Origin of the sequence: Halopolyspora algeriensis (assembly GCF_003337235.1) — a bacterium.
Lineage (GTDB): Bacteria > Actinomycetota > Actinomycetes > Mycobacteriales > Pseudonocardiaceae > Haloactinomyces > Haloactinomyces algeriensis.
On the sequence record NZ_QPJC01000001.1, the window covers coordinates 635,211 to 652,918 of the forward strand.

14 protein-coding genes and 1 tRNA gene are annotated in these 17,708 nt (G+C 68.4%); 10 read left to right on the forward strand and 5 right to left on the reverse strand.

Annotation, left to right across the window (positions count from 1 at the left end; genetic code table 11):
- The first annotated feature begins 86 nt into the window (after positions 1-86).
- Positions 87-1,937, forward strand: coding sequence for a BCCT family transporter (locus DFQ14_RS03040; protein WP_114451421.1), 1,851 nt, complete (start codon positions 87-89; stop codon positions 1,935-1,937).
- A gap of 63 nt (positions 1,938-2,000) precedes the next feature.
- Here DFQ14_RS03040 and DFQ14_RS03045 read toward each other — a convergent pair whose 3' ends face one another.
- On the reverse strand, positions 2,001-2,573 hold the full coding sequence (locus DFQ14_RS03045) for a DUF6474 family protein (RefSeq protein WP_246195867.1): 573 nt from the start codon (positions 2,571-2,573) through the stop codon (positions 2,001-2,003).
- 277 nt (positions 2,574-2,850) lie between these two features.
- Between DFQ14_RS03045 and DFQ14_RS03050 the strand changes: the two genes are divergently transcribed.
- Positions 2,851-4,506, forward strand: coding sequence for a TM0106 family RecB-like putative nuclease (locus DFQ14_RS03050; RefSeq protein ID WP_114451422.1), 1,656 nt, complete (start codon positions 2,851-2,853; stop codon positions 4,504-4,506).
- 270 nt (positions 4,507-4,776) lie between these two features.
- Here the strand turns inward: DFQ14_RS03050 and DFQ14_RS03060 are convergent, their stop codons facing one another.
- Positions 4,777-5,739, reverse strand: coding sequence for an aldo/keto reductase (locus DFQ14_RS03060; RefSeq protein ID WP_114451424.1), 963 nt, complete (start codon positions 5,737-5,739; stop codon positions 4,777-4,779).
- A 94-nt stretch (positions 5,740-5,833) separates the two neighbouring features.
- On the opposite strand from DFQ14_RS03060, the gene DFQ14_RS03065 reads away from it, so the two are divergent.
- Positions 5,834-7,642: a gamma-glutamyltransferase family protein gene (locus tag DFQ14_RS03065; RefSeq protein ID WP_114451587.1), complete on the forward strand. Its 1,809-nt coding sequence runs from the start codon at positions 5,834-5,836 to the stop codon at positions 7,640-7,642.
- A 32-nt stretch (positions 7,643-7,674) separates the two neighbouring features.
- Here DFQ14_RS03065 and DFQ14_RS03070 read toward each other — a convergent pair whose 3' ends face one another.
- Positions 7,675-8,106 (reverse strand): hypothetical protein, encoded by a 432-nt coding sequence (locus DFQ14_RS03070; protein WP_246195868.1) that lies wholly within the window; start codon positions 8,104-8,106, stop codon positions 7,675-7,677.
- 466 nt (positions 8,107-8,572) lie between these two features.
- On the opposite strand from DFQ14_RS03070, the gene DFQ14_RS03075 reads away from it, so the two are divergent.
- The 3 genes from DFQ14_RS03075 (at position 8,573) to DFQ14_RS03085 (ending at position 12,878) form a co-directional block, all read left to right on the forward strand.
- Positions 8,573-11,815, forward strand: a complete 3,243-nt coding sequence (locus DFQ14_RS03075) for a glycosyltransferase (protein ID WP_114451425.1) — start codon at positions 8,573-8,575, stop codon at positions 11,813-11,815.
- Between the two features lie 92 nt (positions 11,816-11,907).
- The gene (msrA, locus tag DFQ14_RS03080; RefSeq protein ID WP_114451426.1) at positions 11,908-12,564 is read left to right on the forward strand and encodes a peptide-methionine (S)-S-oxide reductase MsrA; all 657 of its coding nucleotides are present in this window, start codon (positions 11,908-11,910) and stop codon (positions 12,562-12,564) included.
- Positions 12,565-12,668: 104 nt separating this feature from the next.
- Positions 12,669-12,878 carry a dodecin gene (locus DFQ14_RS03085; RefSeq protein WP_114451427.1) on the forward strand — a complete coding sequence of 70 codons (210 nt, stop codon included), beginning with the start codon at positions 12,669-12,671 and terminating at the stop codon, positions 12,876-12,878.
- Positions 12,879-12,975: 97 nt separating this feature from the next.
- On the opposite strand, the gene DFQ14_RS03090 is transcribed toward DFQ14_RS03085, so the two are convergent.
- Both DFQ14_RS03090 and DFQ14_RS03095 read right to left on the reverse strand, forming a co-directional pair.
- Positions 12,976-13,047 (reverse strand) — tRNA-Gly (locus DFQ14_RS03090).
- 120 nt (positions 13,048-13,167) lie between these two features.
- Positions 13,168-13,578: a PPOX class F420-dependent oxidoreductase gene (locus DFQ14_RS03095; protein WP_114451428.1), complete on the reverse strand. Its 411-nt coding sequence runs from the start codon at positions 13,576-13,578 to the stop codon at positions 13,168-13,170.
- Between the two features lie 232 nt (positions 13,579-13,810).
- On the opposite strand from DFQ14_RS03095, the gene DFQ14_RS03100 reads away from it, so the two are divergent.
- The 4 genes from DFQ14_RS03100 to DFQ14_RS03115 all read left to right on the forward strand — a co-directional run bounded on the left by DFQ14_RS03100 (position 13,811) and on the right by DFQ14_RS03115 (position 17,707).
- Positions 13,811-14,248 carry a DUF983 domain-containing protein gene (locus DFQ14_RS03100; RefSeq protein ID WP_114451429.1) on the forward strand — a complete coding sequence of 146 codons (438 nt, stop codon included), beginning with the start codon at positions 13,811-13,813 and terminating at the stop codon, positions 14,246-14,248.
- A gap of 141 nt (positions 14,249-14,389) precedes the next feature.
- Positions 14,390-15,661, forward strand: coding sequence for a GAF domain-containing sensor histidine kinase (locus DFQ14_RS03105; protein ID WP_114451430.1), 1,272 nt, complete (start codon positions 14,390-14,392; stop codon positions 15,659-15,661).
- Positions 15,662-15,679: 18 nt separating this feature from the next.
- The gene (locus DFQ14_RS03110) at positions 15,680-16,603 is read left to right on the forward strand and encodes a S49 family peptidase (RefSeq protein ID WP_114451431.1); all 924 of its coding nucleotides are present in this window, start codon (positions 15,680-15,682) and stop codon (positions 16,601-16,603) included.
- Positions 16,604-16,822: 219 nt separating this feature from the next.
- Positions 16,823-17,707, forward strand: coding sequence for a LytR/AlgR family response regulator transcription factor (locus DFQ14_RS03115; RefSeq protein ID WP_114451588.1), 885 nt, complete (start codon positions 16,823-16,825; stop codon positions 17,705-17,707).
- Position 17,708 lies beyond the last annotated feature (1 nt).

Consider the following 17,708-nt stretch of genomic DNA (forward strand, 5'->3'; position numbering starts at 1 on the left):
TGGAAGAGTGCGTGTGCCCGTGCCGGTGCTCCGGGCAACCGTGCCCGAGCACTGGAAAGGAGGGGCGTCGCGGCAGTCGGCGTCGAATGCCTGTGTCGACGGAAACCTCACAAGAGCAGGGAAGCCCCGGGAACTCGGGCCGAGATCCGGGTGGTCGGGCCGTTCCGGAATCGCAAGCACGTCAACCTACCGACTGGGTGGTTTTCGGGACCGTCGCGGCGATCATGGTCGGCCTTGTCGCCTGGGGCGGAGTCGCGACGGATTCGCTGAGCGGCTTCGCGTCGGGTGCGCTGACGTGGTTGATCAGCAACGTCGGCTGGTTCCTCGTCCTGTCCGCCACGGGATTCGTCCTGTTCGCCCTGTACCTGGCGTTCAGCCGGTTCGGCCGGATTCCGCTGGGCGGTGACGACGAGAGACCGGAGTTCCGGACGGTTTCCTGGATCGCGATGATGTTCAGCGCCGGCATGGGGATCGGTCTCATGTTCTTCGGTGTCAGCGAACCGCTCTCGCATTTCGTCAATCCGCCTCCGGGAGTGGTGCCCACGGTCCCCGGGCCCGGTGGCGAAACCGTCGTCGCGCCCGAGGCGACGGATCAGGCCATCCGCACCGCGATGGCGACCTCGCTGTTCCACTGGACGTTGCACCCGTGGGCCATCTATGCGGTGGCAGGCCTGGCGATCGCCTACAACGCCTTCCGCAAGGGGCGCAGGCAGCTCATCAGCGCGGTGTTCATCCCGCTGATCGGCAAGCGCAACGCCGAGGGGCCGATCGGCAAGCTGATCGACATCCTGGCGCTGTTCGCCACGCTGTTCGGCTCGGCGGCCTCCTTGGGGATCGGTACCCTGCAGATCCGTACCGGGATGCAGGAGGCAGGCTGGATCGGTGGTGCCGGCACGATCATCCTGGTCCTGATCATCATCGTGCTCACGATCTGCTTCATCGCCTCGGCCGTCTCCGGTATCGCGCGGGGGATCCAGTACCTGTCCAACATCAACATGGTGCTGGCCGCCCTGCTGGCGTTGTTCGTGTTCGTGGTCGGGCCGACCGTGTTCATGCTGAATCTGGTCCCCACCTCGATCGGCAGCTACTTCAGTCATTTCGGGCTCATGGCCTCGCGCTCCGGCGCCACCGGAGGCGCCGAGATGAACGAATGGCTGCAGACCTGGACCATTTTCTACTGGGCGTGGTGGATCTCCTGGACACCGTTCGTCGGGATGTTCATCGCCCGCATCAGCCGAGGCCGGACGATCCGCCAGTTCATCGGCGGTGTGTTGCTGGTCCCGAGCGTGGTCAGCGTGGTCTGGTTCGCCGTCTTCGGCGGCGCGGCGATCGGTCTGCAGCGTGATGGCGTCGATGTCTACGGCGAGGGCAACCCGCAGGCCCAGACCTTCGACATGCTCGCCGCGTTGCCGCTGAGTGCGATCACCTCGGTGCTGGTGATGATCCTGGTGGCGATCTTCTTCGTCTCCGGTGCCGACGCGGGTTCGGTCGTGATGGGCACGCTGTCCCAGCGCGGATCCATCGAGCCGACCCGGCCGGTCGTCATCTTCTGGGGTGCCGCCACCGGTGCGGTCGCCGCGATCATGCTGGTGATCGGGGGCGGTGGGGACGAGGCCCTGACCGGTGTCCAGAACCTCACGTTCATCGGTGCGCTGCCGTTCACGGTCGTGATGGTCCTGATGTGCTTCGCGATGATGAAGGAACTGCGCAGTGACCCGATCGCTCTGCGGGAGGCCAAGGGTGCCGAGGTGCTGGAAGCGGCCGTGGCGCAGGGAACCGAGGAGCACGCCGGTGAGTTCCAGCTGGAGATCTCCCGAGCCGAGAACGAGGGGGACACCGATACCCCGGGTCGCTCGAACGGGCCCCACGAGGAGGCGTCCATCGGATCCGGTAGTACCGCGGTGAGATCGGATTCCTCCGAGCAGAGCGGCAGCTGACCCGCGGGTTCACCGGGGTTCGCACGTTGCGTCGTTCGGCTCCGTTCCGGTGATCGGATGCCACTAGAGCTCGAGGCGTCGCATGATGTCGTCCTCGATCCGGCTGAGCTCGCCCGCGACCGAGCGGTGGGCGGCCCGGCGGCGGCTGCTGGGCATCCGCTCGGCGGCCCGGACCGCGCTGGTGAGCTGCCCGAGCCGTTTCTCGGCGTTGTCGGTGAACCGCTCGACGTTCACCTGCGAGGTCGTGGAATCACCGTCGCCGTGCCCGTCGGTTCTGGTGCGCAGGTCCTGCAGCGCATCGGCGTCACCTGCGATCCGAGCGTGCAGGGCCGCACCCCTGCCGGAGAAACGCGCCAGATCCCCGACGGGGACACCGAGCCGGCGGGCCCGCATCCGGTCGTAACCGTCCCGCGCGGTGAAAGCGGCCTTGGCGATGTAGGGGGCGAGGACCGGAGCGACGATCTTGAAGACACCGACGGCCTTCTTCGTGTTGCCCGGTGTGATCCGGCCGTGCTCGCCTTTCTTCTGGGCCTTGGCAGCGGCCTTCTCGGCTTTGGCCGTGGCCTTGGCCTTCTGCTTTTCGGATTTCGCCGTGGTCTTCGCGGTTTTCCGATCGAGCTTTGCTCGTTGTGCCACATCCTTGCGGTACCGGCGTGGTGAGGACGACCCGGGGGTGGCGGACTTCTGCTCGTCCGCTGGGTTCCTCGTGAAACGTGCCATCGCAGCGAACACCTCCGACCGGCCCCTCGGGCCGCGTGGCTGGCTCTCGTGTGATCAGTCTAGTGCGCTGGGCCGATCGGCACGACTGCAACGCAGGACGAGCTCAGCGCCCTGTGTGACATTGACCGCGTGTGTGGGGAGTGTGACCGGGGTGACCGGCGCACCTGCCGGGTTGAGGACATACCCTGCAAGCGTGGATTCCGAGGTGCTGCTGGACGGAGGGGTGGTGACACGCTGCCGTCGCCGCGTGCATCTCGAGCACGAACCGACGGCGCGTGCGGTTCCGCAGGCACCACCGGACCCGGGCGTGGAGCAGCGCATCGCCGATGCCACCGAGCACCGTCGCGATCTCGCGGACAGGTTGGGCCGGCTGCTGGGCCCGGGCTGGACGGAGATCCCCCGGGAGGCGAGCCGGAGCAGCCGCGAGCGCGCGACCCTGGCGGCCATGCGCGCCGCGGTGCCCTACGTGTCGGCGGCCCAGCTCCCCCAGGACGCCACGGGAGGCAGGCGCGGTGGGGTGGACTTGCTTGTGCGCAGCGGTGACGGTTACGTACCGGTCCTCGTGGTCCGGCACAAGGTGACGGATCCCGGCCGGGGTGCACGGACGTCGCCGCTGACGGACCCGCAGCCGCACTCGGCGCGGGCGGACCCGTCACGTAAGGGGCGTGCACAGCCGAGGGACCAACTTCGCCTGGCGCACAGTGTGCGGCTGTTGCAGGCGTGCGGGATGCATGCCTCCGGCCACGTGGTCGGCGGGGTCATCGGCTCGGATGCCGACGTGGTGCTCTGGCACGACCTGGAAACGCCGAACTGCCCCGGTGGGCACAGCGTGCTGTCCGAGTACGACGAGCGGTTCGCGGATCGCCTTGCCGTGGCGGGTGCTGCGGCTTCGGAAGCCGAGCCGCTCGCGCGACCGTCGCGGATCTCGGAGTGCAAGGGGTGCCCGTGGTGGCCGGTCTGTGAACAGGAGTTGCGGGCGGCCAGGGATGTGAGCCTGGTGGTGCGTGGGGAGGACGCCGTGCTGCTGCGCGATGCAGGCGTTTCCACCGTGGACGAGCTCGCGCAGGTGACTCCGGCCGTCGCCGAGGCGCTGCCGCTGAGCGCGGCCAAGGTCTCGGATGCGGTGTTGCTGGCCAAGGCGTGGCTGCGGGACCTTCCCCTGGTTCGCCGTGTCCCGTCCCTGGACGTTCCCCGCGGGGATGTCGAGGTCGATGTCGACATGGAGAGCTACGCCGATTCCGGCGCCTACCTGTGGGGTTGCTGGCTTTCCCGGACCGCCACGGGCACGGAGACCGATCTCGGCGAGGTCGAGGGCTACCGGAGCTTCGCCACGTGGGATCCGCTGCCGTCCGACGACGAGGCCCGCTCGTTCGCGGAGTTCTGGTCGTGGTTCACCTCGGTGCGGGACCGCACCCGTGCGCGAGGCCTGACCTTCCGTGCCTACTGCTACAACGAGCTTGCGGAGAACCGCTGGATGCTCGCCTCGGCCGAGAGGTTCGCGGGCAAGCCCGGCATCCCCACCGTGGAAGAGGTTCGCGAGTTCATCGATTCCGACGAGTGGGTGGACCTGTTCGCCGTGGTCAGTGATCGGTTCCTGTGCCCGAACGGCAAGGGCCTGAAGGTGATCGCTCCCAACGCGGGCTTTTCCTGGCGGGATGCGCAGGCCGGTGGGGAGAATTCGATGCGCTGGTATCGCGACGCGGTGGGCTTGGACGGGGCCGCGCCGAACGAGTCGCAGCGGCAGCGCCTGCTGCAGTACAACGAGGATGATGTTCGCGCCACGCTGGCGATCCGTCGCTGGATGTCGGCTGAGGCGCAGTACCGGGTTCCCTACGTGGGCGACCTGTGATCGACCCCGGAGCGTCGCGTGGATCGATGCTCGTTTCGGGAGTTGCGCCGCGCCCGTGACCCGGCCACCAGCAACAACGCCATCAGCGGCAGTGCTGCCAGGAGCGCGAGGCCGAGGAATGCGGCGACGAGCCCGAGGAGTTCCATGGACCGATGGTGGTCGATGTCGCTCCGACGCGCTTCGCCCATCAGTGGCTTTTTTCGGGGCTTGAGACGACGCATTGTCACTCCGGGTCCCCGATTGACCGCTTCGGAGGTAACCCGGCTCGGTTCACCTGCGGGTGGGAGGGCAGATCGCGTCGAGTTCGCCGCGGTCGTCCTCCGAGGGGCGCCACTGCCCGGCACGGGCGTTCGCCTCGACCTGTTCCGGTGAGGTCGCACCACTGATCACCGAACCGACCGCGGGCTGTGCCGCCAGCCAGCCGATCGCCACCGCGGTCATCGACACCCCTCGCTCGTCCGCGAAGGTGCGCAGGTGTTCGATGCGATCCCACGGCGCGTCGGCGAGCACCCGGTCGCGGCCCGAAAGTCTGCTGCCCGCCGGTGGCTGCTGATCCTTGCGGTACTTGCCGGTCAGCAGTCCGTTGGCCAGCGGGAAGTACGGGACGATTCCGACGCCGAATCGGGTGCAGGCGGGAATCACCTCACGCTCGGCCTCCCGCTCCAGCAGCGAATAGTGGTTCTGCGCCGATACCGGGGTGGTCAGCCCGGACGAGGTGGCCGTCCACGCCGCGTCGGCGGTTTGCCATCCGGCCAGGTTGCAGTGCCCGACGTAGCGGATCTTGCCCTCGTGGACGAGGTCGTCGAGCACCGACAGGGTCTCCCCCAGCGGCGTCATGGGGTCCGGCCGGTGGAGCTGGTAGAGATCGATCCAGTCGGTGTCCAGGCGCCGCAGCGACGACTCGACCGCGCGGCGCACGTAACGGCGGGAACTGCGGGCGGTGTAGTCGGGACCGTTGGCTCCCTGCATGTCCATGCCGAACTTGGTGGCGATCACGGCGTGCTCGCGTTTGCCGGACAGTGCCTGCCCCAGCAGCTCCTCGCTGCGTCCGCGCGGGGCACCGTACACATCGGCCACGTCGAAGAAGGTGATTCCCGATTCCAGTGCCCGGTCCACCACCGCTCGGGCACCTGCCGGTGACTCGGTCGCTGTACCCGGCCTGCCGAGATTGTTGCAACCGAGGCCCACGGCGCTGACCACCAGACCGGATTCGCCCAGACGTCGCTGTTCCACGGGCAGTGAGCCTAAATGGCCGATCACCGTCCCGTCACTGCTTGACAACAATCGTTGATGGGCGGTCCGGGATCATGCGTCTAGGGTGGTCATGATGTTCACCACTCGCCCGGAACTGGCCGGCACGCACGGCATGGTCGCCACGACTCACTGGCTTGCCTCCGCGACCGGAATGGCCGTCCTGGAGGACGGGGGCAACGCGTTCGACGCCGCGACCGCCGCAGGATTCGTCCTCCAGGTCGTCGAACCCCACCTCAACGGCCCCGGAGGGGAGGTTCCCATCCTGTTCGCCACGGCCGGTGATCCGCACCCGCGCGCTCTGCTGGGGCAGGGGCCCGCTCCTGCCGCGGCCACCGTCCCGTATCTGCGTGACGAGCTCGACCTGGACCTCGTCCCGGGCAGCGGCCTGCTCCCGGCCACCGTGCCGGGGGCCTGGGACGGTTGGCTGACCCTGCTGCGCGACCACGGCACCAAGTCGCTGCGCGAGGTCCTCGGCCATGCGATCTCCTACGCCCGCACCGGGGTCCCCGTCGTCGAGCGCCTCAGCACCACCATCGGCACGGTGCGCGAGATGTTCCGCGAACACTGGCCGTCCTCGGCGCGGTTGTGGCTGGTCGACGATGCCGCACCCCAGCCGGGCAGTGTGCTGCGCAACCCCACCCTGGCCGATACCTGGCAGCGGCTGTTGTCCGAGGCCGACGCGGTGGGCGGTGATCGTCAGGCGCGGATCGACGCCGCGCGCCGTGCCTGGTCGCAGGGCTTTGTTGCCGAGACGATCGAGAAGTTCGTGCGCACCCCCGTGCGGGACAATTCCGGACACGACCATGCCGGGCTGCTCACCGGGCAGGACATGGCCGCTTTCCGCGCGACCTATGCGGACACGGTGCTGACCGACCTGCCGGGCGGCTGGACGTTGGCGAAGGTCGGGATGGAGTCGCAGGGGCCGGTCCTGGCGCAGCAGTTGCGCCTGCTGGAGGGTATGGGTGACCGGATCGGCTATACCGGTGGCCTGCCCGACGCCGACACGGTGCATGTCGCGGTGGAGGCGGCGAAGCTGGCTTTCGCCGACCGGGAGGCGTGGTACGGCGATTCCGCGGAACCGGGCGTGGTGGCTGACCTGCTCTCCCGTGCTTATGCCGACTCCCGGCGAGGGCTGATCGATGAGCACGCTTCCCTGGAGCTGCGGCCGGGTTCTCCCGGCGGTCGCCGGGTGCGGTTACCGACATTCGTGGCCGAGGGCCGCGGAGCCGGGGGTCCCGAGGATCCGAGTGGCGTCGGCCTCGGAGAACCGACCGTGTCACCGTCCGGGGAGAGCCGGGGGGACACGGTGCATCTCGACGTCGTGGATCGCTGGGGCAATATCGTTTCGGCGACTCCGTCCGGTGGGTGGTTGCAGTCCTCGCCCGCGATTCCGGAACTGGGGTTCTGTCTGGGGACCCGTGCGCAGATGTTCTGGCTGCAGGAGGGGTTGCCGAACTCGCTCGTGCCGGGCAAGCGGCCCCGCATCACACTCAGTCCGTCGCTGGCACTGCGGGAGGGGGTGCCGGTTCTCGCGTTCGGCACGCCCGGTGGGGATCAGCAGGATCAGTGGCAGTTGTGCTTCTGGCTCGCTCATGTGCACGGCGGGTTGAACCTGCAGGAGGCGATCGATGCCCCCGCGTGGCATTCCCGCGCGTTCCCGACCTCGTTCTATCCCCGCACATGGCAGCCGGGCAGGCTGATGGTGGAGTCGCGACTCGGTCCCGAACGCATCGCCGACCTCGAACGACGCGGTCACGAGGTCGTCGACGCCGGGCCCTGGGCGCTGGGGCGGCTGTCGGCGGTCTCCCGCGACCCGGAGACGGGGCTGCTGCGTGCGGCCGCCAACGCCCGCGGCGCCCAGGGCTACGCCGTGGGCAGGTGAGGACCGCCCTCGGCCGGGTCGGCGGGATCAGGTCAGGCGGGCAGGCCGAAGCCGAGGGCGTAGTTGAGCACCACGGCGAAGGTGAGATACATCAGCCAGATGCCGGTGGCCGTGTGTGCCGCGCCGAGTGAGCGCTCGCCGCGGGTGGTGCCGAGGCTGGCGGGGATCTCGCTGACATACACCCAGGTCAGCCCGGTGAACAGGATGCCGACGGCCCAGTTGCCGACCGCGTAGAACACGACGGCTCCCAGCACCGACAGGATCACGAACGCCACGGCCATGCCGACGTTGGGCCGGGGATCGTGCTGTCGGTAGCGGTTCCAGCCCAGCGCGAGCCAGTGGATCCCGTAGGCCGAGAAGGCCAGCGCCGCCATGTACAGCGGTGCATCGTAGGTGAAGACCTGGAACAGGGTCAGCCCGGCGAACAGGAAGATTCCGGTGACGATCTGGCAGACACCGGGCATCCAGATCGCCCAGGTACCGGAGGCGCGGTCGACCGACTCGCCTCGTTGCGGGAAGCCGAAAAGCTCCTGCGGACCTCAGATGAGATATCCGGTGCCCAACCCGAAGAACCCCAGGGCCAGCGGCGGGAACATCGACTCCGTGAATGCCGGTGGCATGAGCACACCTACCTTGCTGTTGATCGATACCGGCGACCGTCCACGGGGGTGCCCTCCAACATCGGCATCGACACTCCGCGGGTAGTGCTGTCCCCGATCAGGTGAGCGGTTCCGTCTGTCCGTCGGTACCGGACCGGCTCGCGAAGCCGGGCCGGGAGGACTCCGGCAGGAAAAGCGGGTGAAAGCCCTTTCCTCCGCACGGCTCCATTCGGGCTACTTCGGCACATAACCGCTGGTAAGGGCGGTATTCTGCGATGAGAGTGTGCAGTGACGCGCAAGCGTCGGCTACGGCTGTGCCAAGAGGGACCGAATGGACGACAGCAGCGGTCGCAACAGGCGGGAGCAGCGGCGGTTGATCGACTGGACCGGGGAACGCTGCGTGCCGTGGGCCGACAACGCGCAGGCGATCTACGAGCATTACCACCGCTATGCGATGGCGGCCCGGTTCGTCCGGAACAAGCGGGTGCTCGACCTGGCCAGTGGCGAGGGGTACGGCGCTTCGATGCTGGCCGCCGAAGCCGCCGACGTCGTCGGGGTGGACATCGACACCGACGCCGTCGAGCACGCCGAGCACCACTACGGCGGCCGCAACCTGAGCTTTCGCACCGGCTCGATCACCGATCCCGAACTGCTCGCCGAGAGCGGACCGTTCGACGTGATCGTGTGTTTCGAGGCGATCGAGCACGTCGCCGACCACGCGGCCGTGCTGCGGCTGGTGCGCGCCCGGCTGGCAGGCGGGGGGCTGTTTCTGGTGAGCACCCCCGACACGACGATGTACCACGATCGGCAGGGCAACGAGAATCCCTTCCACATCAAGGAACTCGCCGCGCCGCAGTTCGAGTCGCTGCTGGAGGAGTTCTTCCGCCACGTGGCGATGTTGAAGCAGAACGTCGCGGTCGGTTCGCTGATGACCCCCGCCGACCCCGGTGATCCGGACACCGCCATCGACGGGGTCCGGTTGCAGACCCTGCGCAGGCAGGACGCGGGTTCCTGGTCGGTGCACCAGGGGGTGCCGTACACCTACCTGCTGGGGCTGGCTTCGGATCGCCAGTTGCCGCGGCTGCCCGCGGTGGCGGCCCTGCTCGACGCCGAGCAGGGGCTGGTGCAGCGTACTGCATCGGGTCCCGACGGGGACGTGTCCGAGATCGTCGAACAGCGGGACGCCGCCACCGTCGATATCGCCCGGCTCAACGAGCTCTGCCGCCGTGAACGGGCCGAGATCGCAGAGCTCGAATCCTCGCTCGCGCGCTCGGAGTCGCTTCGCGCCGACGCCGAGCAGCGTGTGAACGAAAGCGCGCACGAGCAGGCCCGCCTGCGCCTGGAAATCGACCGGCTCGGTGCCGAGTTGCACGAGGCGCAGGCGACCGGCCGGCGCGACTCGGCGCGGATGGAGTGGCTGCGCGACACCGTGGCGGACCTGGAGGCACGGGTCGCCGACGCCGAGCAGCGCGCGGCAGGCCCGGTCGCACCTCGGCGTGCCCTCGACCGGATCGCGCCGCGTGGCACTTTTCGCCGGGTGGTCCGTGCGCTGCTGTTCGGGGGTGGGGGAGGACTTTCGGACTCACCGGAGGGCGGGGAGACCGGGCCGCTTCGCGTGCCGCGCAGCGACCATCCGCTGGTCAGTGTGATCCTGCCGGTGCACGGCGAGTGGCCGCACACCCGCCGGTGCCTGCGCTTGCTCGCCCGGCACCCGGTCTCGGTGCCGTTCGAGGTGATCGTGGTCGACGATGCCTCCGCCGACGGCAGCGCCGAACATCTGGCCGCCTGCGAGGGGGTGCGGTCGGTACGTACCGAACGCATTCTCGGGTTCGGTGCGGCATGCGATCTCGGTGCCGAGCAGGCACGGGGCGAGTACCTGTTCTTCCTGCACAACGATGCCGAGGTCACCGAGTCCTGGCTGGACATCCTGGTCGCCACGCTCGAATCCGACGAGTCGATCGGTTTGGTCGGCGCGAAACTCCTCGGCCCCGACGGCCGGATGCGGGAATGCGGCAGCGCCGTGTGGTCCGACGGCACCGTTCGGCATCTCGGCCGCGAGGACGATGCCGATGCGCCCGTGTACAACGTGCTGCGCGACGTGGATTGCTGCTCGAGTGCGGCGCTGCTGGTGCGGGCGGGCCTCTTCCGGCAGCTCGGTGGCTTCGACCCGCGCTACGCACCGGCCTACTACGAGGACGTCGATCTCGCTTTCGCAGTGCGTGCGGCGGGGTTTCGGACGGTGGTGCAACCTCGGGCCGCCGTCGTGCACCACGAGGGGACCTCCCACGCCGCCCGCACGGGCAGGGGGGCGAACAAGCACCGGGAGCTCAACCGTGGAGTGTTCGTCGACAAGTGGGCCGATACCCTCTTCGCCGAACATGTGTCGGAAGGCACGCCGGCCGGTCTGTGGCTGGCTCGGCAGCGGGGCAGCGGGGGGCATTTCGGCCCGCTGGTGCTGGTCACCGATCAGCGGGTGCCGCACCCGGATGTCGACTCCGGCTCGGGGCGGATGCGTCACATCCTGGAGCAGCTCGTCGGGCTCGGTTGCCGCGTGGTGTTCCTCCCCGCCGACCGGACGCCCGCGGATTCCTACACCGCCGCCCTGCAGCAGCTCGGGGTGACGGTACTGCCCGAACCGCACCTGCAGCGGGCCTTTCTCACCGAGGCCGGTTCGCGGATCGATCTGGCCCTGGTGTCACGGTCGTGGTCGGCCTGGAGCCTGGCGGAGGAGCTGCGGATCTCGGCACCGCGATGCGTGCTCGTCCACGACACCGCCGGGGTGCACTTCCGGCGGCTTCAGCGGCAGGCGGAACTGGCCGACGCCGAGGGGAATGCCGCGTTCGCGGACGCCTTGCGGCGGGGGGCTTTCGTGTCCCGGCAACGGGAGCTCGGGCTCGTCCACGCCTGCGACGTCACGCTCGTGGCGTCCGAAGCCGAGCAGGCTCTGCTGCGCGAATCGGTGCCCGATGCCGATGTCCGCGTGCTGTCCCAGGTGCACGAGGTGCAGTGCCGATCGCGGTATCCGGGCGGTCGCCGCGATGTCCTGTTCGTGGGCGATTTCGATCACCCGCCGAACATCGACGCCGTCCTGTGGGCGGCTCGGGACATCATGCCGCTGGTGCGCGAGCGCTGTCCGGAGGCGGTGCTGCATGTCGTGGGCGGCAACCCGACCGCCGAGATACTGCGCCTGGACGGAGACGGTGTCGAGGTGCACGGCTGGGTGGCCGATCTCGCGCCGCTGTACGACGCCGCCCGGGTGACGGTGGCTCCGCTGCGGTTCGGCACCGGGGTGAAGGGCAAGGTCGGCGAGAGCCTCGGAGCGGGGGTGCCCGTGGTCGGGACGGCGCCGGCGATGGAGGGTGTGCACCTCACGCCGGGCGGTGACGTGCTGATCGCCGACGATGCGCGCGGACTCGCGGACGGCATCGTGCGGCTGCTCACCGACGACCGGGCGTGGCAACGACTGTCCACATCGGGGCAGGCGGCTGTCGCGGCACAGTTCGGCCCCGACGTCTCGCGTGCCACCTTGCAGGCTCTTCTCGCCACCGTCGCCACCGCCGGGACCGCACGCTGACGAGATGTCCGGCGGTGCGGGCGCCGTCCGGTGCACCGGGACGTGTCCGCATGACGCTCCACCCGGCCCGGGTGAGTGGGTATCGTGCGGGTATGGCGTTGTTCGGTAACAAGACCCGCATGATCGAGGCCGAGGAGGCTTTGCCGGGGCGGTCCACGCCGCTTGCGGTGCCCGAGTTCCACGCGGTGTACGGCGAGCGCCGGATCGTGCCGCCGTTCCCGGAGGGAATGTCGACCGTGGTGGTGGGCATGGGCTGCTTCTGGGGAGCCGAGCGCACCTTCTGGCGCACCGAGGGCGTGTGGTCCACCGCCGTGGGATACGCGGGCGGATACACCCCCAACCCCACCTATGAAGAGGTGTGCACCGGTCTGACCGGGCACGCGGAGGCCGTGCTCGTCGTTTTCGATCCTGCGGTCATCGGCCTTTCGCAGGTCCTGCGCGTGTTCTGGGAGAACCACGACCCGACTCAGGGTCTGCGGCAGGGCAACGATGTCGGTTCGCAGTACCGGTCGGCCATCTACTACGCCGACGAGCAGCAGCGGGTGACCGCCGAGGCCAGCCGCGAGCAGTACCAGGCGGCATTGACGACCGCAGGCCACGGCGCGATCACCACGGAGATCGCCCCGCTGGGTGAGTTCTACTATGCCGAGGGCTACCACCAGCAGTACCTCAGCGACGCGAAGAACCCGCACGGTTACTGCGGGATCGAAGGCACCGGTGTCGCCTGCCCCACCGGCCTCGCCGTCTGAACGACCGGCTGTATCGCTCCGACCACGCGGGCTGCCATCACTCGCACGAGTGGGCCGAGGGTCTCTCGGTTGCGGCCCGGTGGGGACGACTCGACGATCCGGGTATGGCTGACAACATCTACCGGGTGACCGAGATCGTCGGCACCTCCTCGGAAGGTCTCGACGATGCGATCCGCAGGGGAGTGGGACGTGCCTCCCAGACACTGCGGGAGGTCGACTGGTTCGAGGTTTCCGAGGTCCGGGGCCACGTCGAGAACGGCAACGTCGCGCATTTCCAGGTCGGGTTGAAGATCGGCTTCCGACTGGACGAGTGAGAGTGCTCGGTGCCGGGCTTCCCGGCCGCTTTCGTCGTAAGGGCCGCAACAGCGAAACGGGCCCGCCGGAGTACATCTCCGGCGGGCCCGTTGTCGGAGCGGATGACGGGATTCGAACCCGCGACCCTCAGCTTGGCAAGCTGATGCGCTACCGCTGCGCTACATCCGCATGTGTTCGCAAGATCCTTCCGGCGACCGTTCGGATTTCCGCTCGGCCCCTTCCGGCTGCTTGTGACAACCACTGTAACCCATCCGCGGTGCCCGCTTCGACGGGGGTGGGCACCGGTGCTCAACTCGGGCGAGAAGGTCCCGCGCGCGTCAGTGTCACCTGGATGAGCACCCGGTTCTCGGCTTTCATGGCGGCACGGTAGGCACCCCAGTCCTCGTGTTCGCCCGAGATGCTGCGGTAGTACTCCTCCAGCAGGGGCAACGCCTCCGGGAGTTCGACGATGTGCACGTCCCCCTCCACCTGGATCCAGGAGCCGAAGAACCGGTCGGGAAGCACGCAGAGCCAGGCGCGGGGGTCACGCCGCAGGTTGCGCACCTTGGCCGTGCCCGCCGAGGTGCTCACGACGACCCGGCCCGCGCCGTCCACCGTCGCCAGTACCGGTGACATCTGCGGTGTGCCGTCCTCGCGCATGGTGCTCAGCACCGCGTGGTGCTGTGTGCGCACGGCGGAACGTGCTTCGTCGAGGTTCATCCGGGCACCTTTCCGGTGATGGTGTTGTGGTATCGCCGATCCGCAGGTTCGCCACGGTACCGAGCACCGCGTGCGGACGATATGTGACTCGGTGAGACGGGTGATATCGCCCGCGGGACCGAGGGAGATCGCGGTACGGTGGCCGCACGTTTGATGATCGAACCGGCCGGACGGCGGCACGGCCGGGCACCCCGACCGATGCGAGTGGCCCGGCCTGGGCAGGGAGGCGGCGATGAACCGGGTGGTGCGTGGCTCCGACGGGCGGATGTGGAATGTCCGGACCAACATCGAGTGGTCCAATCCGATCGATGTGGACGAGTGGGAGCACGACATCAGCGGTGGCCCCGGCCCGGGCGTGGCCATGGGGGTGATTCTGCTGTTGCTGTTCGTCGGGTTCGTCGTCTGGACCCCGTCGTCGGTGTACGTCCCGATCCAGCTGGTTGTGGCCCTGGCGCTGATCGTGCTGTTCTTCCCGCTCCGCTGGCTGGTGCGGCGGCCGTGGACGGTGCTGGCGGAAACGCCCGGGGATTCCGACGAGCGTCCGCCGGAGCGCTGGGTCGGGGTCGTCCGGGGATTCGTCACCGCCCGGCAGCGGGCCGGCCGCGTGGCCCGCGATATCGAGGTCTACTCCGAACCCGACATGAACGGTCCGCTGCAGCCGGTGGCGTGATGCCGTGCGCACGGCCGAACAGCGTGCGCATTTCCGTTGAGTGGAAGAGTGCTCTGCCGCTCACCGATCATTACGAGCCGCTGAGCTCGACAAGCGGTGTGCATCCTTGCTTACCGACCGGCTCGTCACGAGTATGGTCGCGTGCCCGAGCTGCTGACTGAGCGGACAGTGCTGACCCTGATCGCGGCACTTGGCGTACTCGGAATGTTCGTCATGCTGTGTCGATCGCGCCGGGTGAGCACGTCGATGGAGGATGCCACGCTGGCCGCGCTGCATCGCGTGACCAGTGCCGCCCCCTACCTGCGCAGTGGCCTCAACCAGGAGTCGGCGGACAAGACCGCGCCGTATCTGCGCGAGTTGCTGTCCTGCGCCGCGGTGGGAGTGGTCGATGCCGACGGAACTCTGCTGACCTGGGACGGGGAGGCCAACCACCACTACGACGACGTGACCACCCCGATCGAGCGCGTACTGCGCAGCGGCAAACGTGAATACGTCGATCACTCCGATGTGCCCTGTGACCAGCGCCCGTGCCCGATGCGGCACGCGGTGGTGGTGCCGCTGGAAGTCGAGGGACGCAACCGGGGTGCGCTGGTGGTGATCACCGGTGGCGATCAGAAGCGATTGTTGCGTGCCGCCGAGGAACTCGCCGATCATGTTTCGGCACAACTCGAACTGGCCGAGTTGCAGGAGTCCAAGGAGAAGCTGGCGCGCGCGGAAGTGCGCGCACTGCGCGCGCAGATCTCTCCCCATTTCATCTACAACGCGTTGAACACGATCTCCTCGCATGTTCGCACCGACCCCGAGCAGGCGCGGGAACTGCTGCAGGAGTTCGCCGACTTCACGCGCTACTCGTTCCGCACCACCGGCCTGTACACGACGCTGGCCGAGGAGCTGCGCAACATCGATCGTTATCTGATGCTGGAGGGGGCGCGATTCGGTCCGGAGCGGCTGAAGGTACAGCTCAGGATCGACCCCGAGGTGTTGCCCGTGACCTTGCCGTTCCTGGCGTTGCAACCCCTCGTGGAAAACGCGGTGCGACACGGCCTGCTCAGCAAGCCGGGTGGCGGCACGGTCTCGGTGGTGGCCGCCGATCACGGCAACGAGGCTTTGATCAGTGTCGACGACGACGGGGTCGGCATGGACCCGCGGGCTCTGGAATCCGAGCTCGGCGAATCACATCTCACCGGTGCGCACGTCGGCCTCGGCAATATCAACGACCGGATGCGGGCCACGTTCGGCAACGACTACGGATTGGTGGTCGAGACCGAGCAGGGCGCGGGAATGAAGGTCATCATGCGCGTGCCGAAATTCGCTCCCGGTGTGCATCCGATTCCGCCCGAACCGTTGCCGGACGGCTCGGCGCAGGACGCGGACCTCGACGTGCCGGAGCAAGAACCCACGCCCGTGCGGTAGAGCCGGTAACGTCGGGGCATGAACGAGAGGGTGCCGCACAAGCTCACCAGCGTGCTCAGCGAGAAGTTGTCCTCCCGGCTGCCCGCCAAGCTGGCCGAACGTGCCGAGCGCGGGCCCGTCGTGCCCGTCGTGAGATTGCACGGTGTGATCACGCCGACGCCGTCACCGGTGAATCGGTCGTCGATCTCCCTGCACACCGTCGAGTCCGCTCTGACCAGAGCGTTCAGTCACGATCGAACGTCCGCGGTGGCACTGTCGATCAATTCTCCCGGCGGTGCGGCCACCCAATCGGCTCTGGTGGCCGAGCGAATCCGGGAGCTGGCCGAGTCGAAGAACGTGCCGGTGCTGACCTTCTGTGAGGACCTTGCCGCCTCGGGAGGGTACTGGCTGGCCTGCGCGGGCGACGAGGTCTATGCGCACTCGACCTCGATGGTCGGTTCGGTGGGTGTGGTCAGTGCCGGATTCGGGCTGGAGGGCCTGCTGGATCGCGTCGGGGTGGAGCGCCGGATACACACGGCCGGTAACCGCAAGGTGCGCCTGGACCCGTTCCGCCCGGAAAAGGAAGAGGACGTCGAGTGGCTGCAGTCGCTGCAGACGGAGATGCACGAGCAGTTCGCGGAGTGGATCCGCACCCGCCGTGGCGACAAACTCGACGCTTCCGGTGACGAACTGTTCTCCGGGGAGGTGTGGTCCGGTGCTCGAGCGAAGGAGCTGGGGCTTGTCGACGGAACCGGCACGCTGCGCGAGATCGTGCGCGAACGGTTCCCCGACGCGCACGTGGTGCAGGTCGAACCGCGTAAACCACTGCTTGCGCGCCTGGGTGTGAGTGGGCCCGGTAGTCGGTCCGGTGGTACGGGCATCGCCGCTGCCGCGGCCGGTTCGATGCTGGCGGCGGTCGACGAGCTGGAGCAGCGCGCTCTGTGGTCCCGATTCGGCCTGTGACCGCGTGTGCCGGTTTTGACACCCCGCCGTTTCGGAGGTGAACGCGGGGTCGTAGGTTGAGCACCGTATGTGAGGCTCCGGTGGGCCGAACTGCCTGCTGCCGCAGGGCTGCTCGACGGACGAGACGGCTGTGCGTGGCCGGATCACGGCCGGTTCGGCAAGCGGGGTGGTGTTCCGGCACAGCGCGGCACGCCGGTGCCGGGCTTGATCGTGGACAGGATGTCCATCGGCACGGCAGGATATGGCGTTGCAGTGAGTATTCAGGAGCACACTTCGGGTCTCGTCGTCCTGGCGGTGGACGACGAGAGTGCCGGCCTGGACGAAATGAAGCATCTGCTCGAGAGCAACCCGCGAGTGGGTCGGGTCGTGACCGCTTCCGACGCACCCGAGGCACTGCGGCTGCTGCGCAGTGACGACGCGCGGCTCCGGTCGGGTGGTGCCGACGAGGCTGCTGTGGATGCGGTGTTCGCCGACGTGGCGATGCCGGGGCTGAGTGGGATGGAACTGGCCCGGGTGGTCGTGGCGTTCAAGAATCCACCCGCCCTCGTGTTCATCACCGGGCACGAGGAGAACGCGCTGGAGGCTTTCGAGCTCGGCGCGATCGACTACATCATGAAACCCGCCAATCCCGAGCGGGTGGATCGTGCTCTGCGGTTCGTCGAGCGGGTGACCGATCCTTCCGCCGGCTCGGACAGGCAGGTCGAATCCGGGCGCGAGCGACGCGCGATCGAGGGGGGCGAGACCGACCCCCACGCCTTCATCACGGTCGAGCTGGGTGGCACCACGAAGCTGATTCCCCGCAAGTCGGTGTTGTGGGTCGAGGCTCAGGGCGACTACGCGCGGCTGCACACCACCGAGGGGTCGCACCTGGTGCGAATGCCGCTGGCCCAGCTGGAGGAACAGTGGGCGGAAGCGGGATTCGTCCGGATCCATCGCTCGTACCTGGTGGCGTTGGGCTTGGTCAGTGAGCTGCGGACGTCGTCGTCCGGACATTCGGTACTGCTGCGTACGGGTGGTGAGCTGCGGGAACTGCCGGTCAGTCGCCGCCACACCCGGGAGCTCAAGGACCGACTCGTGCACACCCCGCGCCCGGGGTGGGGTTGAG